The following is a 23,716-nucleotide window of genomic DNA, read 5'->3' on the forward strand; positions in this document are numbered from 1 at the left end:
AGTCCAGTGATGATGGCCTTTCAACTTGCCCAGCGACGTCCTACTCTCACAGGGGGAAACCCCCAACTACCATCGGCGCAAAAGAGCTTAACTTCCGTGTTCGGGATGGAAGCGTGGCGACACGTGCAGCTGACGAATACTAATCGATCGAGGACTTAACCAATAACTGAAATGCGTTTCCATAATTCAATGTCGATTTATCCAGTTTTGAGCGAACAAGCTCAAACCAGTCCAGTGATGATGGCAAAGAGGCCACACCCGTTCCCATCCCGAACACGGAAGTTAAGCTCTTTTGCGCCGATGGTAGTTGGGGGTTTCCCCCTGTGAGAGTAGGACGTCGCTGGGCAAGTTGAAAGGCCGTTACCGGTTCATTCCGGTAACGGCTTTTTTTTGTATTTTAAATTAAAAAAAGGATTGAAAATATACTATACAGGGAAAAAAGAACTGAGGTGAAGACTTTATGAAAGCAGGTTATTATACAGTAAAAACGGTCGAGAAAAGAACTGCATTATTAGTTTCATTAAAAGATTCTGCTGAACAATATACTTATCCAGTTGCAGATTTCAATCATGATGTAAACAAAGGGGATACAGTAGAAGTTTGGCAAGAAGGTACACGTTGGAGAACCAAGTATGTTGAAGAAAAAACCCGTTCGGTATCTAGTCATACTAAAGATTTTGTGAAACGAATAATGGATCAAGAATGAAGAGTCTCGGGATATTCAACCCGGGACTTTTTCTACCTCAAACTAAGTATTTGATATCCGTAATACGCTTATGTATAATTAAGTCAAATATAGTCAAAGTCAATCATTAGCGCATTTAAACGCTCAAGAGGTGAAAGCGATGCGGAATATTTCAGATATAATTGAAGGTTATTTAAAAGAGATTATCGAAATAAGCGGTAAGGATCGTATTGAAATTAAACGAAGTGAGGTTGCTGAGAAGTTTCAATGTGTTCCATCTCAAATTAATTATGTAATAAATACTAGGTTTACATTAGATCGTGGATATTTAGTTGAAAGTAAGCGTGGTGGGGGCGGATATATTCGTATTAAGAAAATACGCCTTCACAAAAAATCAGATTTGATTGCCCAAATTATTAATAGGCTTGAAACTGGGGCTTCACAAACCATGGCGGAAGATATTGTATGGAGGCTTTTAAGTGAAGAAGTTATCTCAAAGCGTGAAGCTAAATTGATTTTGAGTGCCATTGATCGTTCTACTCTCGGTCTGCCGCTACCTGTACGAGATGAAGTACGAGCGCGGATTCTAGTGGCGATGCTGTTTACTATTCAATATGAGTCGAATGGGCAAGGAGTGATCAAGTGATTTGTGAACAATGTGGGGAACGGCCAGCTACAGTCATCGTGAAGCAAAACCAACAGGGCCATTTAACAGAAAAACACCTCTGTCATGTTTGTGCGGCGGAGAATCATAATATCAATTTTTCTTTTGATCAAGACCCTATGGCGATCCATAATTTGTTAGCTAATTGGTTTCCAAAGCAGCAGGCCGCTGTAAGTCCTGTAAAAAAAGAAGTTCTAATTTGCCCATCTTGCGGGTTTACTTTCCAAAAATTCTTGAATCTTGGCAAGTTTGGCTGCTCTGAATGTTACAGTACCTTCTCGCCTCAACTAAATGAGATTTTAAAAAGGGTACAAAATGGGAATACAGAACACACCGGAAAGATTCCTGCTTCTTACGGAACAACATTGAAAATCAAAAAGGAAATTGAAGAATTGAGAAAGCAAATGCAGGCTGCGATACAAGATGAGAACTTTGAAGAAGCTGCAAGGCTGCGAGATCAAGTTAAGGTCTTGAATGAGAAGCTTGAAGGAGGTGGGGATGTTGGTAATTGATCGTTTCCTTCAAACCCGTGCAAGCAGTTGGATGGCTAATAACGGCGAACACGTCGATATCGCTATGAGTACGAGAATCCGACTAGCACGAAATTTAGACGAGTTTAAATTTCCTTATGCATTTTCTGAAGATGAAGCATTGAAAGTTGATAAAGCCGTTTCTTCGGTCTTACTGGATAAGGGAAAGGAAGTTGGATACGGTTTTACTCATATCAATATTGAAGAATTAAATGACCTTCAGCGTGAAGTATTAGTAGAAAAACACTTAATTAGCCCTTATTTAGCGAATAGCCAGCATTCCAGTGCTGTCTTATTATCGGATGAAGAAGAGCTTAGCGTTATGGTCAATGAAGAAGATCACATGCGGATCCAAAGTTTACAGTCAGGCTTTCATCTACAGGAAGCATATAACATAGCAAATAAAATGGATTCGCTTTTGGAAGAACACCTTTCTTACGCCTTTCATGAAAAGTTTGGTTATTTGACCAGTTGTCCTACAAACACCGGTACAGGAATGCGTGCTTCTGTCATGCTTCATTTGCCAGCTTTAACAATGTCCCATCAAATCAACCGGATCATCCCGGCTATATCCCGTCTGGGGATGGTTGTGAGAGGGATTTATGGTGAGGGAAGTGAAGCGCTTGGGAATGTGTACCAGATTTCCAATCAAGTGACTCTAGGGAAATCGGAGTATGAGATTTTGCAGGATTTGCAAAACATGACAGAGCAGATTATTGAACAGGAACGAAGAGCAAGGGAAGCATTGAATGCGAATTCGCCGCTGCTTTTGGAAGATAGGGTTTATCGGTCGTTAGGTGTGTTGACTCACGCCCGGCTGTTAAATACAGAAGAGGCAGCTACTTGTTTATCGGATGTCAGGCTTGGCATTGACCTTGATCTGATTACAAATGTGGATATGTCGATATTAAATGAACTGATGGTCTTTATGCAGCCTGCCTTTTTACAGCAGTATGCAGGGCGTCCATTGGAAGCGAAGGAACGGGACCTTGCCCGGGCGGAATTGTTTCGGGAGAGGTTAGCTGATAACGGGATAAATACAAAAGGAGAGGATTTTGCATGATGTTCAACCGATTTACACAACGCGCACAAAAAGTTCTTCAATTAGCTCAAGAAGAGGCAATCCGCATGAAGCACGAATCGATCGGAACTGAGCATATTCTGCTTGGTTTGATCCGTGAAGGCGGCGGAATCGCTGCAAAAGCTCTTGAAGCAATTGAAGTGAATACACAATTGATCGAAGACGGTGTCAAAGAACTAGTTGGGGTCGGCGAAAAAGATGTCGGGCCGATTGTTCATTATACGCCGCGTGCTAAAAAAGTGATCGAGCTGTCGGTCGACGAATCCCGCAAGCTTGGGCACTCTTATATCGGAACAGAGCATTTACTGCTTGCTTTAATTCGTGAAGGCGAAGGCGTGGCGGCACGAGTTCTTGGGAATGCCGGTGTCAGCTTGAATAAAGCGCGCCAGCAAGTATTGCAGCTACTTGGCAGCAACGAACAAGCATCGACTGGCACGAGCCCGAATGCTTCTGCCAATACACCGACTTTGGACGGCTTGGCACGTGATTTGACACAAGTAGCGCGTGAAGGAAGCCTGGATCCGGTAATTGGGCGCAGTGACGAAATCACGCGTGTGATTGAAGTATTGAGCCGCAGAACAAAAAACAACCCGGTATTGATCGGGGAGCCTGGTGTCGGTAAAACGGCGATTGCAGAAGGGCTTGCCCAGCAAATCGTTAATAATGAAATTCCAGAAACGCTTCGAGACAAACGGGTGATGGTGCTTGATATGGGTACGGTAGTTGCCGGAACGAAATACCGCGGCGAGTTTGAAGACCGCTTGAAAAAAGTGATGGATGAAATACGCCAAGCAGGCAATGTCATTCTCTTCATTGATGAGCTTCATACATTGATCGGAGCTGGTGGAGCTGAAGGAGCGATTGATGCTTCGAATATCTTGAAACCATCGCTTGCACGCGGCGAATTGCAGTGTATCGGTGCGACAACGCTGGATGAATACCGCAAGTACATCGAGAAAGATGCAGCGCTTGAGCGCCGTTTCCAGCCGATTCAAGTGGATGAGCCGACGGTTGAGGAGTCAATCGAGATCATTAAAGGCTTGCGCGACCGCTACGAAGCGCATCACCGTGTAAAAATTACCGATGAAGCGATTGTTGCGGCAGCTAAAATGTCTGACCGTTATATTTCTGACCGCTTCTTGCCGGACAAAGCGATCGATTTGATCGATGAGGCTGGTTCAAAAGTGCGTTTGCGTTCATATACCACTCCGCCTGATTTGAAAGAGCTTGAAGCCCGTCTTGAGGCTGCGCGTTCTGAAAAGAATGAAGCGGTGCAGAGCCAGGAATTCGAAAAAGCCGCTTCTCTTCGCGATGCAGAGCAAAAGCTGAAAGATGAGCTCGACCAGACGAAGAAAGAGTGGAAAGAAAAGCAAGGCAAAGAAGAGTCTGAAGTGACTGTCGAAGATATTGCGAAAGTTGTCTCTATGTGGACGGGCGTGCCGGTATCGAGGTTGGCGCAGACAGAATCCGATAAATTACTTAATTTGGAGCAGATCCTCCATAGCCGCGTAATTGGCCAGGATGAAGCGGTGACTTCGATTTCAAAAGCGATCCGCCGTGCGCGTGCAGGTTTGAAAGATCCGAAACGCCCGATTGGCTCGTTCATTTTTCTTGGGCCTACGGGAGTCGGGAAAACAGAACTTGCGAAAGCTTTGGCTGAGTCGATGTTCGGGGATGAAGATGCGATGATCCGCATCGATATGTCCGAGTACATGGAACGCCATACGACTTCACGCCTTGTTGGTTCACCTCCAGGCTATGTCGGCTATGAAGAAGGCGGTCAGTTGACGGAGAAAGTCCGCAGAAAGCCATATTCAGTGGTCTTACTCGATGAGATCGAAAAAGCCCATCCTGAAGTTTTCAATATCCTCTTGCAAGTTCTTGAAGACGGGCATTTGACTGACTCCAAAGGACGCCGCGTCGATTTCCGTAATACGGTAATCATCATGACGTCGAACGTCGGGGCACAGGAATTGAAATATAATAAGTACGTAGGATTTAACTTGGAAGATTCGAAGACGGATTATAAAGACATGAAAGGCAAGATGCTTGCGGAATTGAAGAAAGCATTCCGCCCTGAATTCTTGAACCGTGTCGACGATATGATTGTCTTCCATTCACTTGAGAAAAAAGATTTGCGCAAGATTGTCGAGCTGATGACCGAGCAACTGACGGGTCGTTTGAAAGAACAGGATATCGATCTGGAGCTGACAGAGGCAGCGCTTGATAAAATTGCCAAAGAGGGGTATGATCCGGAATACGGAGCACGTCCTTTGCGCCGCTCACTTCAAAAACATGTCGAAGACCGTTTGTCTGAAGAGTTGTTGAAAGGCACAGCAATTGCCGGGCAAAAAATTATCTTCGATGTACAGGACGATGAATTCGTTGTCCGTACGAATGAAGGGGCCGTAGAGAAATCGTAACGATATCCCGCCCGCCGGATATGTCTCCGGCGGGTTTTTTCTATATATAGGAGGTAACTATGGCGAAGAAAAAAATAAAGTTCATCTGCCAGTCCTGCGGTTATGAATCCGCAAAATGGATGGGGAAATGCCCAGGTTGTGCGGCGTGGAATACGATGACAGAAGAAACGGAAGTTGCAGCACCAAAAGGCACAAGAGGCGCATTCCAGCACAGCGCGCCACAAATTGCCCAAAAAGCGACACCAATCAATTCGATTGAAACGAAAGAAGAGCCGAGGACGAAAACCGAAATGGAAGAATTGAATCGCGTGCTTGGTGGCGGTATTGTTTCGGGTTCGCTTGTTTTGATTGGGGGCGACCCAGGTATCGGGAAATCGACTTTGCTATTGCAAGTTTCAGCGCTTCTCGCGAAAGCCGGCAAGAAAGTATTGTATATTTCGGGTGAGGAGTCGATTCGCCAGACGAAAATGCGGGCGGAACGGCTGGATGCTGTTTCGGGAGACTTATTAATTTTTGCGGAAACTAATTTGGAGTTGATCCATCATACAATTGAAGAAGTAGAGCCGGATTTCGTCATCGTCGATTCGATTCAGACAGTTTACCATCCGGAAGTGACATCTGCGCCGGGTAGTGTGACGCAAGTGCGTGAAAGCACGGCGGAATTGATGAGGGTGGCGAAAACGAAAAATATCGCGATTTTCCTGGTCGGCCACGTAACGAAAGAAGGGCAAATCGCCGGACCTCGTATCTTGGAGCATATGGTGGATACGGTATTGTACTTTGAAGGAGAGCGGCATCATACGTACCGCATTTTGCGCAGTGTCAAAAACCGCTTCGGTTCGACGAATGAAATTGCGATTTTTGAGATGCTGCAAGGCGGGTTGAAAGAAGTGTTGAACCCTTCCGAGTTATTCTTGCAAGAACGTTCGAGCGGGACAGCGGGATCGACGGTTGTCGCTTCTATGGAAGGGACACGGCCGATACTGGTGGAAATCCAGGCGTTGGTGACGCCCTCGAGCTTTAATTATCCGAAGCGGATGGCGACTGGGATTGACCAAAACCGGGTGTCATTATTGATGGCGGTGCTTGAGAAGCGTGTCGGCTTGATGCTGCAGTCGCAAGATGCATACATTAAGGTGGCAGGCGGTGTAAAACTGGATGAACCGGCGATCGATCTGGCGGTGCTCGCGAGCATCGTCTCGAGTTTCCGAGATATTGCACCGAAAGTGGATGACTGCATTATCGGGGAAGTTGGGCTGACTGGCGAGGTGCGACGGGTGTCGCGCATTGAGCAGCGAGTGCAGGAAGCAGCGAAGCTCGGTTTTAAACGCGCCATCATTCCGAAATCGAATATGGGTGGTTGGGATTTTCCGGAAGGAATACGCGTCGTTGGTGTGGAAACTATAAACGAGGCGTTGAAGGAATTATTCCCGCAACAATAAGGGGCAGCGATGCCTCTTTTTTTCTATTGTTGGCAGCGTAGGGCTATGCAGAGAGTTTCATAAATAAAACGTGTATAATACCAGGAGAAGGAGGTGAAATGGATGCTTCGAAAAATTATTCAGCTATTATTTTTATTAATCGGCGCTACGGTTGGAATTTTGTTTTTGCCATATGCTTTTGAACTTATTTCTATTTCTAATAATCCTTGGATCAACAACCCGTATGTTGCTGCAATTATCGGTGCTGCAATTTTTTATGTCTTGTCATTATTATTCGTCGATTCGATTGTCCATTTTATGAAATGGATGGAGGGTAAATTGCTCCATGCCCCGACAGCGGATTTGCTATTTGGCACAGTAGGGATGATTATTGGCTTGGTGGTTGCCTTTTTGTTCGGCTTTGCCTTAAACACTATTGATTTGCCGTTAATTGCGACGGTTGCACCGATCATTCTTTCCGTTGTTCTCGGTTATTTGGGATTCCAGGTCGGTTTCCAAAAGCGCGATGAACTAATGGGGATGCTTGCGCCTGCCAAACTAGCGAGCGGCAAAAAGCCGGAAGATGAACCGGTGGAAAAATCGGTTTATAAATTGCTCGATACGAGCGTTATCATCGATGGGCGGATTGCGGATATTTCAGAGACCGGATTTATGGAAGGGATCTTTGTGGTACCGCAATTTGTCATTGCAGAGCTTCAACATATTGCGGATTCGTCTGACACGTTGAAGCGCACACGCGGCAGACGGGGGCTTGATATCCTGAAGCGCCTGCAGACAGAGCGCGTGGGAGCGATTATGATTACAGAAGAGGATTTCGGCGATGCGGCTGAAGTCGATATGAAGCTCATGCGTGCCGCTCAGAAAATGGGCGGGAAAGTTGTGACGAACGATTTTAATTTGAATAAAGTATGTGAGCTTCATAATGTGCCGGTATTAAATATCAATGACCTTGCCAATGCAGTGAAGCCGGTCGTCATACCGGGCGAGGAAATGCATGTGGTCGTCATTAAAGACGGCAAGGAGCAAAATCAAGGCGTCGCTTATTTGGATGATGGTACGATGATTGTCATTGAAGAAGGCAAAGGCCATATTGGCGAGGCGATCGATGTCGTGGTCACGAGCGTATTGCAGACCTCTGCGGGGCGGATGATCTTTGCCAAACCCAAGGGGCTCGCTGTGAAGAAAAATGGATCAAAAAAATAAAGGATGTCTGTCATGAAATATACAGTCGTATTGCCTGCTGCCGGCAGTGGAAAACGAATGAAAGCCGATCGCAATAAATTGTTGTTGGAGCTTTCCGGCAAGCCAATTTTCATTTATACATTGGAAGTGTTCGATCGGGACCCGGATTGCGAAGGTATGTGGCTTGCGGTCAAGGCAGATGAGCGCGAGCTGATTGAACAATACGTCGAGCGGTATAGAATCAAGAAGGTCAAAGGCTATGCGACAGGCGGTGCTGAGCGCCAGGACAGTGTGCGGGCAGGCCTTGAGATGGCTGGGCAGTCTGAAGTCGTTCTCGTGCATGATGCTGCGCGCCCGTTCATCAGCCCTGGCGTTATTCGTGAATTGGTGGAGCAAGCAAATGAATCGGGTGCTGCGATTGCCGGTGTGCCGGTAAAAGACACGATCAAAAAAGTTCGCGAAAGCGTTATTACCGAAACGGTGAATCGCGCGGAGCTGTGGATGATCCAGACGCCTCAGGCCTTCCGCTATGAACTATTGATGGAAGCGGCGCAGCGAGCCAAAGCCGACGGGTTCCTCGGGACGGACGAGGCGATGCTTGTAGAAAGGATGGGGCACCCGGTGCAGATTGTCGAAAGCACCTATGAAAACGTCAAAATGACGACACCGGATGATTTGATTTATGGAAAAGCGATTCTGGCGAGTCGATTACAGGAGGAAAAGTGATGATACGAATTGGACAAGGTTACGATGTGCATCAATTGGCAGAAGGGCGCCCGTTTATTCTAGGTGGTGTTGAAATCGAACACGACCGCGGGCTTCTCGGCCATTCGGATGCGGATGTGCTATTGCACACGATTACAGATGCCGCACTCGGCGCAATTGGCGGAGGCGACATCGGCAAACATTTCCCGGATACCGATCCGGAATTCAAAGATGCCGATTCCAAGAAATTGCTGACGCATATTTGGGAGTACGTGAAAGAACAAGGCTATGAACTAGGCAATGTGGATTGCACAGTTATTGCACAAAAGCCGAAACTTGCACCATATATCGAGCAAATACGTGCATCAATTGCCGAATTATTAGAAGCGGATGTTTCACAAGTGAATGTTAAAGCGACGACGTCTGAACACCTTGGATTTACGGGCCGCGAAGAAGGCATCGCTGCGCTTGCGGTGATTTTGTTGAACCAACGCCCGCTTTCGCTGGACGTCCCCGAGTGATAGAATAATTAAAGGATTAAGGCTATTTTAGGAGGAAATCAAATGACACAAGAAACACGCGTACGCTATGCACCGAGCCCGACTGGCCATTTACATATCGGTGGAGCCCGCACAGCGCTATTTAACTATTTGTATGCACGCCACATGAACGGCAAATTTATCGTTCGGATCGAAGACACAGATACCGCGCGCAATATCGAAACGGGTGTCATGTCCCAGATCGACAACTTGAAATGGCTTGGCATCAAGCACGATGAGTCGATTGATGTCGGTGGTGAGTACGGCCCGTACCGCCAAATGGAGCGTTTGGATATCTATAAAAAATATGCCGATGAGTTATTGGCGAAAGGCGATATTTACAAATGTTTCTGTACGCCGGATACGCTCGAGACAGAACGTGAAGCTCAGCGCGCCTCTGGCATAGCAGCTCCTCAATATAGCGGTACTTGCCGCAATTTGACAGCAGAAGAAGTGGCTGCAAAAGAAGCGGCCGGCGAGACGTTTTCACTACGCATGAAAGTGCCGACAGATGTCACCTATAAATTCGATGATATGGTGCGCGGCGAGATTTCATTTGAATCTAAAGATGTCGGCGACTGGGTTGTCGTGAAGACGAACGGCATTCCGACCTATAACTTCGCGGTGGTCATTGATGATCATTTGATGAAGATCACTCACGTGTTCCGCGGCGAAGAGCATTTGTCGAACACGCCGAAACAACAAATGGTTTACGATTCATTCGGCTGGGATCATCCAACTTACGGACATATGACTTTGATCGTCAATGAAGACCGTAAGAAGCTGTCGAAACGTGATGAGTCGATCATCCAGTTTATCTCCCAGTACAGAGACCTTGGCTATATTCCAGAAGCGCTATTTAACTTCTTTGCGCTACTCGGCTGGTCTCCGGAAGGCGAAGAAGAGATCTTCTCGAAAGATGAATTGATCCGCATTTTCGATACCGAGCGTTTGTCGAAGTCGCCATCGATGTTTGATAAGCAGAAACTGACATGGATGAACAACCAATACATTAAGCAAATGTCGCTTGACGAAGTCGTCAGCTTGGCGTTGCCACATCTGCAAAAAGCAGGCAAGCTGCCGAAGGAGTTATCTGAAGAGCAAGCGGAGTGGGCTGAAAAATTGATCGCCTTGTACCATGACCAATTAAGCTTCGGCGCAGAGATCGTCGAGTTGTCCGATTTGTTCTTCACTGATGACCTTCATTACGGCGAAGCCGAAAAAGAAGTGTTGAGCGGCGAACAGGTATCGGAAGTCATGGCTGCTTTCAAAGAGCAGTTGGCCTCTCTTGATGCGTTCGAGCCGGCTGAAATCAAATCTGCGATCAAAGCAGTTCAAAAAGCGACCGGCCATAAAGGGAAGAACCTCTTCATGCCGATCCGCGTCGTGACGACAGGGCAGACGCACGGCCCAGAATTGCCAGATGCGATTGCGCTACTTGGCAAGGACAAAGCGATTGCGCGAGTTGGCCAATACGCAGGGGCATAAAGTTTTGACTTATGCGCAGAAGCGTGTACAATGAATTTACCAATTAGTAAAACGTTGACGGGAAGAAGTAAGGAAAGCATGCTCCAAAGAGAGGGTCATCACCGGCTGTAAGTGACCCGTGCCGCTGCGTTCCTGAAATGCCTCCCCGAGTGCTGAGTCGAATCAAGTAGACCAGACGTTTGCCTGCGTTAAAGGCTTCGAGAGAAAAGGGCGTGCCCTTTTAATCAGAGTGGAACCGCGCGGGAAAGCGTCTCTGTCAAGCAATTGACAGGGGCGCTTTTTATATTGGAACAGAAAGGAGCAAGCCGCATGTGGAAGTTATTGAAAGAAGATATTGACGTTATTTTTGAACAGGACCCTGCTGCCCGGAGTTATTTTGAAGTGATGCTGACGTATGCCGGTCTGCACGCCATTTGGGCCCACCGGCTGGCGCATTTCTTCTTCAAGAAGAAACTGTTTTTCATCGCGCGGGCGATTTCCCAGGTCAGCCGCTTTTTCACCGGTATTGAAATCCACCCGGGCGCTGTTATCGGCCGTCGGTTGTTTATCGACCATGGCATGGGTGTGGTTGTCGGGGAAACCTGTGAAATTGGCAACGATGTCACACTGTACCAAGGCGTCACACTTGGTGGAACTGGCAAAGAGCGCGGCAAACGCCACCCGACACTCGCAGATAACGTACTCGTCGCGACAGGTGCTAAAGTGCTTGGGTCGATTACGGTCGGTGAAAACTCCAAAGTTGGAGCAGGCTCGGTCGTCTTAAAAGACGTACCTGCGAATTCCACGGTCGTCGGCATTCCAGGAAAAGTCGTCATCCAGGACGGTGTTAAAGTGAAGACCCGTGACTTGAATCATCAGAATATGCCGGATCCTGTGATGGACAAATGCGATGGCATGGAAATGAAAATCGCTGCCTTGCAGCGTGAAGTGGAACAATTGAAACAGCAAAACCACCAGCAGCAGGAAGAGGGGAAGATGTTATGACTATCCAAATTTTTAATTCATTGACGCGCCAAAAAGAAGTATTTGTGCCGCTTGAAGAAGGCAAAGTGAAAATGTATGTGTGCGGCCCGACCGTCTATAATTACATCCATATCGGCAACGCACGCCCTGTCATCGTCTATGACACCGTGCGCCGCTATTTGGAATACCGCGGCTACGACGTGAAATATGTATCAAATTTCACGGATGTCGACGATAAATTGATCAAAGCGGCAAATGAACTAGGTGAAGAAGTACCGGAAATCGCGGAACGTTTCATTAATGCGTATTTCGACAACACGAAAGCGCTCGGCTGCGCAGAGGCGGATGTCCACCCGCGTGTCACAGGCCATATGCCGCAAATTGTCGAGTTCATCGAAGCGCTCATCGAAAAAGGCTATGCATATGAATCGCAAGGCGACGTGTATTACCATACGCGTAAATTCGATAGGTATGGGAAATTATCCCATCAATCAGTAGATGAACTCAAGATCGGTGCTCGCATCGAAGCGGGAGACAAGAAGCAGGATGCGCTGGATTTCGTTTTATGGAAAGCGGCAAAACCTGGAGAAATTTCCTGGGAAAGCCCATGGGGGAAGGGACGCCCAGGCTGGCATATCGAATGCTCGGTCATGGCGAGAGAACACCTCGGCGACACGATCGATATCCATGCAGGCGGACAGGATTTGACATTCCCACACCATGAAAATGAAATCGCTCAATCGGAAGCATATACGGGCAAGCCGTTTGCGCGTTATTGGATGCATAACGGGTATATTAATATTGAAAACGAAAAAATGTCCAAGTCATTGAATAATTTCGTGCTAGTCAACGATATTTTAAAAGAACTCGACCCTCAAGTACTTCGAATGTTTATGCTGTCGGTTCATTATCGCCATCCAATCAATTATTCGAGAAGTTTGGTGGAAGATGCCCAAGCAGGAATGGAACGAATCCGCACGGCCTATGGCAATTTAAAGCACCGTTTGGAGAATTCGGCGGGCCTTGGCGACCATAACGATATTTGGCTGTCAAAAATAAGCGTGATTAAGCAGGAATTCATCGACACGATGGATGATGACTTTAATACGGCAAATGCCATTTCGAAATTGTTTGACCTGACGAAATTGGCGAATACTTATCTGCTGGAAAAACAGACGTCTGAGCTGGTGCTGCAAACCTTCATTGAAGTATTTGATGAGTTGGCAGGAGTGCTTGGATTGCCATTTGCGCAATCGGAGCTGTTGGATGCGGAAATCGAAGCGTTATTGGAGGAGCGCATCGAAGCACGCAAGAACCGTGATTTCGCGCGGTCGGATGAAATCCGCGATCAATTGAAAGAACAGAACATCATCCTAGAAGATACAGCACAAGGCACGCGCTGGAAGAGAGGCTAAGGCGGATGGTATTGAGAAAACAAGATGTCGATCAATTGAACGCCTTGGCGCTCGCTTATATGGGGGATGCTGTTTACGAGACAGCCGTGCGTGCCCACTTGCTGCACGCGGGACGCGTCAAGCCGAATATTCTCCACCGGTCATCGACTGCATTCGTCTCGGCGAAGTCGCAAGCACTCATTTTGAAGCGCTTTGTCGATGAAGGGATTTTGACTGAAACAGAGCTTGCCATCATGCGTCGAGGCCGTAATGCCAAATCCGGTTCGGTACCGAAAAACACCGACGTCCAGACCTATAATTTCAGTACCGCTTTTGAAGCGGTGCTTGGCTGGTTGTATTTAAAAGAAGAACAGGAACGGCTGGATGAACTGATCAATTATGCAATCATCATTGCTGAAGAGCCGAGAGGAGTGATCAAATGACAGAGGAAACACCTGAAATCATCGGAGGCAAAAATCCAGTGCTAGAAGCGTTGCGTGCTAAGCGTGACATCAATAAAATCTGGATTGCAGAAGGCGTCCAGAAAAAAGGCATTGCAGAACTTTTGCAATTGGCGAAAGAGCAGAAAGTGCTGGTGCAATTCGTCCCGAAAAAGAAAATTGACGGGCTGACCGATACGAACCACCAAGGAATCGCCGCAGCAGTCGCGGCGTACCGCTATGCAGAACTGGAAGAGTTGTTTGCGAAAGCCCAGAACAAGCAGGAAGATCCATTCTTCCTCATCTTGGATGAACTGGAAGACCCGCATAATCTTGGCTCCATCATGCGCACAGCGGATGCGGTCGGTGCCCACGGCTTGATCATTCCGCAGCGCCGCGCAGTCGGTTTGACAGGCGTCGTCGCTAAGTCATCGACAGGAGCGATTGAACATGTACCCGTTGTACGTGTCAACAATTTATCGCAGACGGTTGATGAATTGAAAAAGCGCGGCGTGTGGATTGCGGGAACAGATGCCAAAGAGTCGGTCGACTACCGGCGCATGGATGCCACTTTGCCGCTTGCCGTTATCATCGGTAGCGAAGGTAAAGGCATGAGCCGCATCTTGCGCGATAAATGCGACTTCCTTTATCAATTGCCGATGGTCGGCCATGTGACATCCTTGAACGCATCGGTGGCGGCGAGCTTGTTGATGTACGAAGTCTACCGCAAGCGCCATCCACTCGGGTGATGCGATGAATATTCTGCTAGTGGATGGCTACAATATCATTGGCGATTGGGCAGAACTGAAGGCGCTGAAGAAAGAACGCCTGGCGGATGCGCGTGACCGGTTGATCGAACGAATGGCCGAGTATCAGGGCTTTAAAGGCTGGCGCGTCATCATCGTATTTGATGCGCATTTGGTGCCGGGCATCGAAGCGAAAAATCTCCACAGCGAAGTGGAAGTCATTTTCACCCGATCCAGTGAAACGGCCGATGAGCGAATTGAAAAGCTGGCGACTAGCTTGAACAGCCGGCGTGACCAAATCTATGTCGCGACGTCCGATTTGACTGAACAATGGGTGATTTTCGCGAAAGGGGCGTTGCGCATCTCTGCACGGGAACTGGAAATTGAGATGGAAGAAATCGACAAGCGTATTGCGAAGAAAGTTCGTGAAATCCAAGAGCAGCGCTCGATTTCTAAGATTCCTCTTCAGGGAGAAGTGGCAGAAATTTTCGAAAAATGGCGACGAGGCCTCAAATGAACTGTTGACGCTCAATTTTTTCTTCCTGTATACTGGAAATATCGAGGCTCACCCAATCGGAGGGATCACCCGTGGAAAATTTTGAGCAAGTTCGCAACCGTAACTTTACTGAATTGGCAGATGAAGAACTTGTCGGTCTGGTCCATAGCGGCAACACGGAGGCCTTGGATTTTCTCATAACCAAGTTCCGCCCGTTTGTTCGGATGAAAGCCCGTTCTTATTTTCTCATTGGCGCAGATAAAGAAGACATTATCCAAGAGGGAATGATCGGCTTGTACAAAGCGATCCGTGATTTCAGGAGCGATAAACTATCTTCATTCCGTGCATTTGCGGAGCTATGCATCGTCCGTCAGATTATTACGGCGATCAAGACAGCCACCCGCCAAAAGCATATCCCGCTGAATTCCTATGTCTCTCTTGACAAGCCGATCTATGACGAAGAATCGGACCGGACATTGATGGATGTGCTCGCTGGAAGCGGCGCGGACGATCCGGAAGAACTGATGATCCATAACGAAGAATTCCGTTATATGGAAGGCAAAATGGATGAAGTACTAAGCGAGCTGGAACGCGAAGTGCTAACGCTTTATCTCGATGGGCAGTCTTATCAGGAAATCTCTGAAAAGCTGGAACGGCATGTAAAATCAATCGACAATGCCTTGCAGCGGGTCAAGCGGAAACTTGAACGGCATCTGCAGGCGAGCGAAAGCCGGTCCTCGTAAGTACTATTGACAGCAAGTTTTTATGATGATACTCTTGAAAAAGCTGTAAAATAGAGCAAGGTGAGAATAATGGCTAAAAAAATCGTGTTGAGCTGCTCGAAATGTGCTTCCCGCAATTATGCGGTACCTGCGAAAGCGGATTCAAGCACACGTTTGGAACTCAAAAAATTCTGTGCTCATTGCAACGAGCATACCGTGCATAAACAAACGAAATAATCTTGCTGTGAATGCCGGACGATATAGAGTGATTTTGAAATTCGGAGGTTTTTACGATAATGGGTAACATTGGCGATTTCTTTAAAAATGTCATTTCGGAAATGAGAAAAGTCAGCTGGCCAAAACGCAAGGAATTGACGCGCTACACAATCGTCGTCTTGTCCACGGTCATCTTCATGGCTCTTTTCTTCGCATTGATCGATACCGGCATATCGGAATTATTCCGTTGGTTCCTGGCACTGTAACACAGTCATAAGAATAACGAAAAATAGCCCGTCATTCCATGGAACGGGTTTTTTCATTTGTAAAAAAGGAGGGATGGACGCTTAGTCCGCTTGAATATGGAGAAAAATTGGTATGTAGTCCATACGTATTCCGGTTATGAAAATAAGGTAAAAGCAAACCTGGAAAAACGCGTAGAAACAATGGGAATGGAAGATTTGATTTTCCGCGTCATCATCCCTGAAGAACAGGAAACAGATTTCAAAGACGGTAAAAAACGCACAGTCATGCGTAAAACTTTCCCAGGTTACGTGCTAGTCGAATTGGTCATGACGGATGAATCTTGGTATGTTGTCCGCAATACGCCGGGTGTCACTGGCTTTATCGGCTCATCAGGCGGTGGGGCGAAACCGACGCCACTACTAGAAGAGGAAGTCGATTTCATCCTCAAGCAAATGGGTATGACCGAGCGCAAAGTAGATATCGATTTTGCAGTGGCAGATACTGTCGAAGTCATGGAAGGGCCATTTGCCAACTTCCAAGGCAAGGTCGAAGAAATCGACGATACGAAAGGCAAAGTCAAAGTATCGATTGACATCTTCGGACGCGAAACGAAAATGGAGCTCGATTTCGAGCAGGTCCAAAAAGTATAACAAGCCCCCTTGCTATTTTTTTGCAATGGTGGTATCATTTCATAGGTCAGACTGCCAAAGGGCAGCATCTGTACTAACCAATTAATTCTATCAACGAAAATCAAGTTGACGGACAGATATGAGTGGGAGGGGCAACCCTATTACCACATCACGGACTTAAGGAGGTGTGTTTCGTGGCTAAAAAAGTAGTTAAAGTCGTAAAATTGCAGATTCCTGCAGCAAAAGCTAACCCAGCGCCGCCAGTAGGACCAGCACTAGGTCAAGCAGGCGTCAACATCATGGGCTTCTGTAAAGAATTTAACGCGCGTACTGCTGAACAAGCAGGACTTATTATTCCGGTTGAGATTTCGGTATTTGAAGACCGTTCATTTACTTTCATTACGAAAACTCCGCCAGCTGCAGTTCTATTGAAGAAAGCAGCAGGTATTGAATCAGGTTCAGGTGAACCGAACCGCAATAAAGTAGCGACTGTGAAACGCGACCAAGTTCGCGAAATCGCAGAAACTAAAATGCCAGATCTAAATGCCGCTTCAGTTGAAGCTGCAATGTTGATGGTTGAAGGTACTGCTCGCAGCATGGGCATTACAATCGAAGACTAATTTCAAGAAGTTGTTTTTGGATGGGTTGCGCAGTTCAACGCGAACAGCGCAGCCCTTAATCGTGGGAGGTTCAATCCGTTAGACCACAACAAGGAGGACGTTTAAAATGGCTAAAACAGGCAAAAAGCTGCAAGAAGCAGCAAAACTGATCGACCGTTCTAAGCTCTACGAAGCAAAAGAAGCGATTGAACTTGCTAAAAAAGCAAGCACAGTTAACTTCGACGCTACTGTAGAAGTCGCTTTCCGCCTAGGAATCGACACGCGTAAAAATGACCAGCAGATCCGTGGGGCAGTTGTGCTTCCAAATGGTACTGGTAAAACTCAAAGCGTCTTGGTTTTCGCTAAAGGCGACAAACTAAAAGAAGCTCAAGAAGCAGGCGCTGACTATGTTGGCGATGCTGAGTACATCCAAAAAATCCAACAAGGTTGGTTCGAATTCGACGTTATCGTCGCTACTCCGGACATGATGGGCGAAGTTGGTAAACTTGGACGCGTTCTTGGACCAAAAGGCTTGATGCCAAACCCGAAAACAGGCACAGTTACATTTGATGTAGCGAAAGCTGTTCAGGAAATCAAAGCTGGTAAAGTGGAATACCGCGCAGAAAAATCCGGTATCATTCACGCACCAATCGGCAAAGTGTCTTTCGAAGACGACAAACTTGCTGAGAACTTGCAAGCAATCTATGACGTGATCTTGAAAGCTAAGCCATCTGCTGCTAAAGGCACGTACATGAAATCCCTAAACGTAACGACTACAATGGGACCTGCTGTTAAAGTAGACCCTGCAAAAGTAGTAGTTAAATAAAATATTGACATTCTTTCGCAACTTCGCTATACTGGCGAAGTTGTGAAATAACCATTTGTACCGCAGACAGTAGGGGCGGCTTGCCGCTTAATGAATCCCTGCCGAGGACATGATGAATTCAGATTCCATCTTAATTGATGCTGATTTTATGCCTCTGCGTCTGTACTGGACCAGAGGCTTTTCTTATGGACGGACGGTATGAATGACAAATCTATAGGAGGTGCCCACATGAGCAAAGCAATTGAAACGAAAAAAGTTGTTGTGCAAACAATCGCTGACAAGTTCGACGCTGCTGCATCAGTTGTCGTTGTTGACTACCGCGGTTTGAACGTTGCCCAACTTACAGAACTTCGTAAACAGCTTCGTGAGGAAGGCATCGAGTTTAAAGTTTACAAAAACTCTATGACTCGCCGCGCGACAGAAGTTCACGGCCTAGAAGCGATCAACGAACACTTCACAGGACCGAACGCTATCGCATTCTCAAACGAAGATGTTGTTGCTCCGGCGCGAATCATCAACGAATTCGCAAAAGGCAACGAAGCACTAGAAATTAAAGCGGGTATCATTGAAGGCAATGTTGCATCTGCAGATGAAATGAAAGCTCTTGCTGAACTTCCATCACGCGATGGCCTATTGTCTATGCTACTCAGCGTACTACAAGCTCCAGTCCGCAACTTCGCTGCTACTACTAAAGCTGTTGCAGACCAAAAAGAAGAACAGGGCGCATAATCTTTTAGCATCCTGAGCACTACAAAAAATTACCTATCATAGGAGGAAATTATAATGACACAAGAACAAATTCTAGACGCAATCAAAGAAATGACAATTCTTCAACTAAACGACCTAGTTAAAGCAATCGAAGACGAGTTCGGCGTAACTGCTGCTGCTCCAGTTGCTGCAGCTGCTGCTGGTGGCGCTGCTGAAGAAGAGCAAACTGAGTTCGACGTAATCCTTAACTCTGCTGGCGACCAAAAAATCAAAGTCATCAAAGTTGTTCGCGAAGTTACAGGCCTTGGCTTGAAAGAAGCGAAAGGTCTTGTTGACGAAGCTCCTAAAGCTCTTAAAGAAGGCGCTACTAAAGAAGAAGCTGAAGAAATCAAAGGCAAACTTGAAGAAGTTGGCGCTTCTGTAGAAGTTAAATAATCCAATTACTTTATAAGAAAGAAAGCTCGTCAGTATTTACCGACGGGCTTTTTCTTCTTTTTAAATCCAATTCAGGAAAACCTGAGATTGTATGATGGAAGGAGGGCTCCGTATGTCCCAACATTATTATTCCAAAAATCCTCAAACTAAAAGCAATCCCCAAGAGTGGACCTACACATTGCGGGGCGAGGCGTTCCGGTTTCAAACGGATTCAGGCGTTTTCAGTAAAAATGAGATCGACTTCGGTTCGAGGCTATTGATTGAGGCCTTTGATGAACCAGCTATAGAGGGGCCCATTCTGGATGTCGGGTGTGGCTATGGACCGATCGGAATGGCTATCGCCAACGCATTTCCACAAAGACACGTGCACATGGTGGACATTAACGAAAGAGCCATTGAACTCGCACAAAAAAACACCGCAGTAAACGGTGTTGAAAATGTTTCAGTCTATGAAAGTGACGGCTTATCCAACGTTGAACAACAGGGATTCGGCGCTATTTTAACCAATCCGCCGATACGTGCGGGAAAAGAGACGATTTTCCGGTTTTACGAAGAAGCCTACACAAAACTCGCAGCTTCCGGATCGCTGTGGGTGGTCATACAGAAAAAGCAAGGAGCCGCTTCGACTCAGGAGAAATTGCAGGAGTTGTTCGGGGACGTTCGAGTCGCTGATAAGAAGAAGGGGTACTTTATTTTCGAGGTCAGAAAAGTTTGACTTGACAAAATGCCTGTGATATTATAATAAAATGCAAAAAATATTATTTTGAGGTCGTTTGCCCTTTTTCGGGCAGAGCATGGCGACCAGTTTTAACATGTGTAAACCGAAAATGAGCTCATATGCGGTCTCGTTTTCTTTTTGTCTTTTCGATATCATACACTATTTTACAGATATCGCAAAGTCCTATAATCGTTTTATTGAGGGGTGAATAAGTTGACAGGTCAACTAGTTCAGTACGGTCAGCATCGTCAACGCAGAAGTTTTTCGAGAATCAGTGAAGTTCTAGATCTCCCGAATCTGATTGAGATCCAATCGTCTTCTTACGAATGGTTCTTAGAAGAGGGACTCCGTGAAATGTTCCGTGACATTTCACCAATCGAAGATTTCACAGGAAACCTTTCCTTGGAATTCGTCGACTACAGCTTAGCGGATCCTAAGTACCCGGTTGATGAATCGAAAGAACGAGATGTTACTTACGCAGCGCCACTTCGCGTAAAAGTGCGTCTGCACAACAAAGAAACGGATGAAGTGAAAGAACAAGATGTCTTCATGGGTGATTTCCCACTGATGACAGAAACTGGTACTTTCGTCATCAACGGCGCAGAACGTGTCATCGTTTCACAATTAGTCCGCTCGCCAAGTGTTTATTTCCATGACAAGACTGACAAAAACGGCAAGCGAGGTTTTGGTGCTACTGTTATTCCAAACCGTGGTGCATGGCTTGAGTATGAAACCGATGCGAAAGATGTCGTCTATGTACGCATCGATCGCACACGCAAATTGCCAGTAACGGTTCTATTGCGTGCGTTAGGTTTCGGTTCCGACCAGGAAATCATTGAATTGCTCGGGGATAACGAGTATTTGCAAAACACGTTGGAAAAAGACAACACCGAAAACACGGAAAAAGCGCTTCTTGAAATTTACGAGCGTCTTCGCCCGGGAGAGCCGCCGACAGTAGAGAGCGCTAAAAGCTTACTTTACTCGCGTTTCTTCGACCCAAAACGCTATGACTTGGCGAATGTCGGCCGTTACAAGATGAACAAAAAACTTCATATTAAAAACCGCTTGTTTAATCAGACGATTGCAGAAACACTCGTCGATCCTGAAACGGGCGAAATTTTAGTAGAAGCTGGCACTGTTATCGACCGCCGCGTCCTTGATCGCTTAATCCCTAATTTGGAGAATGGCGTTGGCTTCCATACCGTTTCCCAAGTGGGAGGCGTGCTAGAAGACGATGTGACACTTCAATCCGTTAAAATCTATGCGCCGAATGACGATGAGCAAAAAGAAATTACTGTCATCAGCAATGCATACATCGAAGATAAGATCAAAAACGTAACGCCTGCGGATATCATCTCGTCTATCAGCTATTTCTTCAACTTATTGCATGGCGTCGGCAATACAGATGATATTGACCACTTGGGTAACCGTCGTTTGCGTTCAGTCGGCGAACTTCTGCAGAACCAATTCCGTATCGGTCTGTCCCGTATGGAGCGCGTAGTACGCGAACGTATGTCAATCAATGACACGCAATCGATCGTACCTCAGCAATTGATCAATATTCGTCCGGTTATTGCATCGATTAAAGAGTTCTTCGGCAGTTCTCAATTGTCTCAGTTTATGGACCAAACGAACCCGCTTGCAGAGTTGACGCACAAACGCCGTCTATCTGCGCTTGGGCCCGGTGGTTTGACGCGTGAGCGCGCTGGCTTTGAAGTCCGCGATGTTCACTACTCCCACTATGGTCGTATGTGCCCGATCGAAACGCCTGAGGGCCCGAACATTGGCTTGATTAATACGCTTTCGACATTTGCGAAAGTGAATAAATTTGGCTTTATCGAAACACCTTATCGCCGCGTCGACCCGGAGACAAATAAAGTCACCGACCAAATCGATTACTTAACGGCTGATGAAGAAGATAACTATGTAGTCGCCCAGGCGAATTCCCGTTTGAATGATGACGGATCGTTTGTGGAAGAAGAAGTCGTTGCGCGCTTCCGCGGTGAAAACACTGTGTATAGCCGTTCGAGCATTGATTACATGGACGTCTCTCCTAAGCAAGTCGTGTCCGTTGCAACTGCATGTATTCCTTTCCTTGAAAACGATGACTCCAACCGAGCATTGATGGGAGCGAACATGCAGCGTCAAGCTGTGCCTCTATTAAATCCAGAAGCACCGTTTGTCGGAACAGGCATGGAGCATTTGGCTGCGCGTGATTCAGGCGCTGCTGTTATTGCTAAGCATGGCGGAATTGTTGAGTTCGTTGAAGCGAAAGAGATTCGTGTTCGCCGCATCGAAACCGTAGAAGGCAATGAAGTCAAAGGTGACGTGGATACGTACCGCCTGCAAAAATTCATTCGTTCTAACCAAGGGACCAGCTACAACCAGCGTCCGATTGTCAAAGTCGGCGACCGCGTCGAAAAACGCGATATCCTGGCAGACGGACCTTCAATGGAGCGCGGTGAGATGGCGCTTGGCCGTAACGTGCTTGTCGGCTTCATGACTTGGGATGGCTTTAACTATGAGGATGCGATCATCATGAGTGAGCGCCTCGTTAAAGATGACGTCTACACGTCAGTCCATATTGAAGAATACGAATCAGACTCTCGTGATACAAAACTCGGGCCTGAAGAAATCACGCGTGATATTCCTAACGTCGGCGAAGATGCATTGCGCAACTTAGACGACCGCGGCATTATCCGTGTCGGTGCCGAAGTGAAAGATGGCGACATCCTAGTCGGTAAAGTAACGCCAAAAGGGGTTACGGAATTGACAGCGGAAGAACGTCTGCTTCATGCAATCTTTGGTGAAAAAGCACGTGAAGTACGTGATACTTCCTTGCGTGTGCCTCACGGTGCAGGCGGAATCGTACTTGATGTGAAGATCTTTAATCGTGAAGATGGAGACGAATTGCCACCGGGCGTTAACCAATTGGTACGTGCTTATATTGTCCAAAAACGGAAAATCTCCGTTGGGGATAAAATGGCCGGACGCCATGGTAACAAAGGTGTTATCTCCCGCATTTTGCCTGAAGAAGATATGCCATTCATGCCTGATGGCACACCGATCGACATCATGTTGAACCCGCTTGGTGTTCCGTCCCGTATGAATATCGGACAGGTACTTGAACTTCACCTTGGTATGGCTTCCCGTTCTCTAGGCCTTCACATGGCATCATCCGTATTTGATGGAGCTAATGAAGAAGATGTTTGGGAAACGATGGAAGAAGCTGGAATGCCGCGCGACGGTAAAACCATCCTTTACGATGGCCGTTCAGGTGAACCATTCGACAACCGCGTGTCTGTCGGAATCATGTACATGATTAAACTGGCGCACATGGTTGACGATAAACTTCATGCGCGTTCAACCGGACCTTACTCGCTCGTTACGCAACAACCGCTTGGCGGTAAAGCGCAATTTGGCGGTCAGCGTTTCGGAGAGATGGAAGTTTGGGCACTTGAAGCATATGGTGCTGCACATACACTCCAAGAAATTTTGACAGTTAAATCAGATGATGTTGTCGGCCGTGTGAAAACCTACGAAGCGATTGTCAAAGGTGAGAGTGTTCCAGAACCGAGCGTTCCGGAATCATTCAAAGTATTGATCAAAGAGCTTCAAAGTTTGGGCATGGATGTTAAAATGCTCACAATCGACGATGAAGAAATCGAATTGCGTGATTTGGATGAAGAAGACGATCTTCAACCTGCGGATTCACTGAATATCTTGCCAATCGCTGACGAAGAATCGCCAGTAGGCACGATTGAATAAAGTATATATAGAAGAAACCGTCCGGCATAGCGCCGGACGGAAACTTATCGATTCAGCCATAAACGAGGAAG

25 protein-coding genes, 2 rRNA genes and 2 other annotated features are annotated in these 23,716 nt (G+C 46.8%); of the genes, 26 read left to right on the top strand and 1 reads right to left on the bottom strand.

Features of this window, described 5'->3' with window-relative positions; all coding sequences use genetic code 11:
* Positions 1-27: 27 nt before the first annotated feature.
* A 5S ribosomal RNA gene (rrf, locus tag KTG14_RS18110) occupies positions 28-144 on the bottom strand.
* Positions 145-230: 86 nt separating this feature from the next.
* On the opposite strand from rrf (KTG14_RS18110), the gene rrf (KTG14_RS14380) reads away from it, so the two are divergent.
* The 26 genes from rrf (KTG14_RS14380) (at position 231) to rpoB (ending at position 23,645) form a co-directional block, all read left to right on the top strand.
* Positions 231-346, top strand: a 5S ribosomal RNA gene (gene rrf / locus KTG14_RS14380).
* Between the two features lie 114 nt (positions 347-460).
* Complete coding sequence (locus tag KTG14_RS14385) at positions 461-706, top strand: hypothetical protein (protein WP_216971587.1); 246 nt, start codon at positions 461-463, stop codon at positions 704-706.
* Between the two features lie 139 nt (positions 707-845).
* A complete protein-coding gene (locus KTG14_RS14390) occupies positions 846-1,331 on the top strand; it encodes a CtsR family transcriptional regulator (protein WP_216971588.1) in 486 nt (161 codons plus the stop codon).
* The gene (locus KTG14_RS17965) at positions 1,328-1,861 is read left to right on the top strand and encodes a UvrB/UvrC motif-containing protein (RefSeq protein ID WP_216971589.1); all 534 of its coding nucleotides are present in this window, start codon (positions 1,328-1,330) and stop codon (positions 1,859-1,861) included. Before KTG14_RS14390 ends, KTG14_RS17965 begins: the two co-directional genes overlap by 4 nt.
* Positions 1,851-2,942 carry a protein-arginine kinase McsB gene (mcsB, locus tag KTG14_RS14400; protein WP_216971618.1) on the top strand — a complete coding sequence of 364 codons (1,092 nt, stop codon included), beginning with the start codon at positions 1,851-1,853 and terminating at the stop codon, positions 2,940-2,942. The genes KTG14_RS17965 and mcsB overlap by 11 nt, the downstream gene beginning before the upstream one ends.
* On the top strand, positions 2,939-5,383 hold the full coding sequence (locus KTG14_RS14405; RefSeq protein ID WP_216971590.1) for an ATP-dependent Clp protease ATP-binding subunit: 2,445 nt from the start codon (positions 2,939-2,941) through the stop codon (positions 5,381-5,383). The genes mcsB and KTG14_RS14405 overlap by 4 nt, the downstream gene beginning before the upstream one ends.
* Before the next feature lie 59 nt (positions 5,384-5,442).
* The gene (gene radA / locus KTG14_RS14410; protein WP_058382198.1) at positions 5,443-6,825 is read left to right on the top strand and encodes a DNA repair protein RadA; all 1,383 of its coding nucleotides are present in this window, start codon (positions 5,443-5,445) and stop codon (positions 6,823-6,825) included.
* Between the two features lie 102 nt (positions 6,826-6,927).
* Positions 6,928-8,028: a PIN/TRAM domain-containing protein gene (locus tag KTG14_RS14415; protein WP_216971591.1), complete on the top strand. Its 1,101-nt coding sequence runs from the start codon at positions 6,928-6,930 to the stop codon at positions 8,026-8,028.
* A gap of 12 nt (positions 8,029-8,040) precedes the next feature.
* Positions 8,041-8,733, top strand: a complete 693-nt coding sequence (gene ispD / locus KTG14_RS14420) for a 2-C-methyl-D-erythritol 4-phosphate cytidylyltransferase (protein WP_216971592.1) — start codon at positions 8,041-8,043, stop codon at positions 8,731-8,733.
* Entirely contained in the window at positions 8,733-9,233 is a 501-nt protein-coding gene (ispF, locus tag KTG14_RS14425; RefSeq protein WP_216971593.1) for a 2-C-methyl-D-erythritol 2,4-cyclodiphosphate synthase, read from the top strand. Before ispD ends, ispF begins: the two co-directional genes overlap by 1 nt.
* A gap of 42 nt (positions 9,234-9,275) precedes the next feature.
* Entirely contained in the window at positions 9,276-10,739 is a 1,464-nt protein-coding gene (gltX, locus tag KTG14_RS14430; protein ID WP_216971594.1) for a glutamate--tRNA ligase, read from the top strand.
* A gap of 45 nt (positions 10,740-10,784) precedes the next feature.
* Positions 10,785-10,997: a binding site (T-box leader), on the top strand.
* Positions 10,998-11,048: 51 nt separating this feature from the next.
* A complete protein-coding gene (gene cysE, locus KTG14_RS14435) occupies positions 11,049-11,723 on the top strand; it encodes a serine O-acetyltransferase (protein WP_216971619.1) in 675 nt (224 codons plus the stop codon).
* Entirely contained in the window at positions 11,720-13,117 is a 1,398-nt protein-coding gene (gene cysS / locus KTG14_RS14440) for a cysteine--tRNA ligase (protein WP_216971595.1), read from the top strand. Before cysE ends, cysS begins: the two co-directional genes overlap by 4 nt.
* A 5-nt stretch (positions 13,118-13,122) precedes the next feature.
* Positions 13,123-13,539, top strand: a complete 417-nt coding sequence (locus KTG14_RS14445) for a Mini-ribonuclease 3 (RefSeq protein WP_068489147.1) — start codon at positions 13,123-13,125, stop codon at positions 13,537-13,539.
* Positions 13,536-14,285 (top strand): 23S rRNA (guanosine(2251)-2'-O)-methyltransferase RlmB, encoded by a 750-nt coding sequence (gene rlmB / locus KTG14_RS14450; protein WP_216971596.1) that lies wholly within the window; start codon positions 13,536-13,538, stop codon positions 14,283-14,285. Before KTG14_RS14445 ends, rlmB begins: the two co-directional genes overlap by 4 nt.
* Positions 14,286-14,289: 4 nt before the next feature.
* Complete coding sequence (locus KTG14_RS14455; RefSeq protein ID WP_216971597.1) at positions 14,290-14,799, top strand: NYN domain-containing protein; 510 nt, start codon at positions 14,290-14,292, stop codon at positions 14,797-14,799.
* Between the two features lie 71 nt (positions 14,800-14,870).
* Positions 14,871-15,521 carry an RNA polymerase sporulation sigma factor SigH gene (sigH, locus tag KTG14_RS14460; RefSeq protein ID WP_058382188.1) on the top strand — a complete coding sequence of 217 codons (651 nt, stop codon included), beginning with the start codon at positions 14,871-14,873 and terminating at the stop codon, positions 15,519-15,521.
* 69 nt (positions 15,522-15,590) lie between these two features.
* Positions 15,591-15,737: a 50S ribosomal protein L33 gene (rpmG, locus tag KTG14_RS14465; protein ID WP_058382187.1), complete on the top strand. Its 147-nt coding sequence runs from the start codon at positions 15,591-15,593 to the stop codon at positions 15,735-15,737.
* Positions 15,738-15,796: 59 nt separating this feature from the next.
* The gene (gene secE, locus KTG14_RS14470; RefSeq protein WP_068459656.1) at positions 15,797-15,982 is read left to right on the top strand and encodes a preprotein translocase subunit SecE; all 186 of its coding nucleotides are present in this window, start codon (positions 15,797-15,799) and stop codon (positions 15,980-15,982) included.
* 96 nt (positions 15,983-16,078) lie between these two features.
* The gene (gene nusG / locus KTG14_RS14475; protein WP_058382185.1) at positions 16,079-16,612 is read left to right on the top strand and encodes a transcription termination/antitermination protein NusG; all 534 of its coding nucleotides are present in this window, start codon (positions 16,079-16,081) and stop codon (positions 16,610-16,612) included.
* A 173-nt stretch (positions 16,613-16,785) separates the two neighbouring features.
* Complete coding sequence (rplK, locus tag KTG14_RS14480) at positions 16,786-17,211, top strand: 50S ribosomal protein L11 (RefSeq protein ID WP_058382184.1); 426 nt, start codon at positions 16,786-16,788, stop codon at positions 17,209-17,211.
* Between the two features lie 106 nt (positions 17,212-17,317).
* Entirely contained in the window at positions 17,318-18,016 is a 699-nt protein-coding gene (gene rplA, locus KTG14_RS14485; protein ID WP_068459658.1) for a 50S ribosomal protein L1, read from the top strand.
* 42 nt (positions 18,017-18,058) lie between these two features.
* Positions 18,059-18,209, top strand: a sequence feature (ribosomal protein L10 leader region).
* Between the two features lie 35 nt (positions 18,210-18,244).
* Positions 18,245-18,745 (top strand): 50S ribosomal protein L10, encoded by a 501-nt coding sequence (gene rplJ, locus KTG14_RS14490; protein WP_068459660.1) that lies wholly within the window; start codon positions 18,245-18,247, stop codon positions 18,743-18,745.
* A 54-nt stretch (positions 18,746-18,799) separates the two neighbouring features.
* Complete coding sequence (gene rplL, locus KTG14_RS14495; protein ID WP_068459662.1) at positions 18,800-19,159, top strand: 50S ribosomal protein L7/L12; 360 nt, start codon at positions 18,800-18,802, stop codon at positions 19,157-19,159.
* A gap of 112 nt (positions 19,160-19,271) precedes the next feature.
* A complete protein-coding gene (locus tag KTG14_RS14500) occupies positions 19,272-19,874 on the top strand; it encodes a class I SAM-dependent methyltransferase (RefSeq protein WP_216971598.1) in 603 nt (200 codons plus the stop codon).
* A 216-nt stretch (positions 19,875-20,090) separates the two neighbouring features.
* The gene (gene rpoB / locus KTG14_RS14505; protein ID WP_216971599.1) at positions 20,091-23,645 is read left to right on the top strand and encodes a DNA-directed RNA polymerase subunit beta; all 3,555 of its coding nucleotides are present in this window, start codon (positions 20,091-20,093) and stop codon (positions 23,643-23,645) included.
* Positions 23,646-23,716 lie beyond the last annotated feature (71 nt).

Source organism: Planococcus sp. CP5-4_YE, from assembly GCF_019042655.1.
In the GTDB taxonomy this organism is placed as follows: Bacteria; Bacillota; Bacilli; order Bacillales_A; family Planococcaceae; genus Planococcus.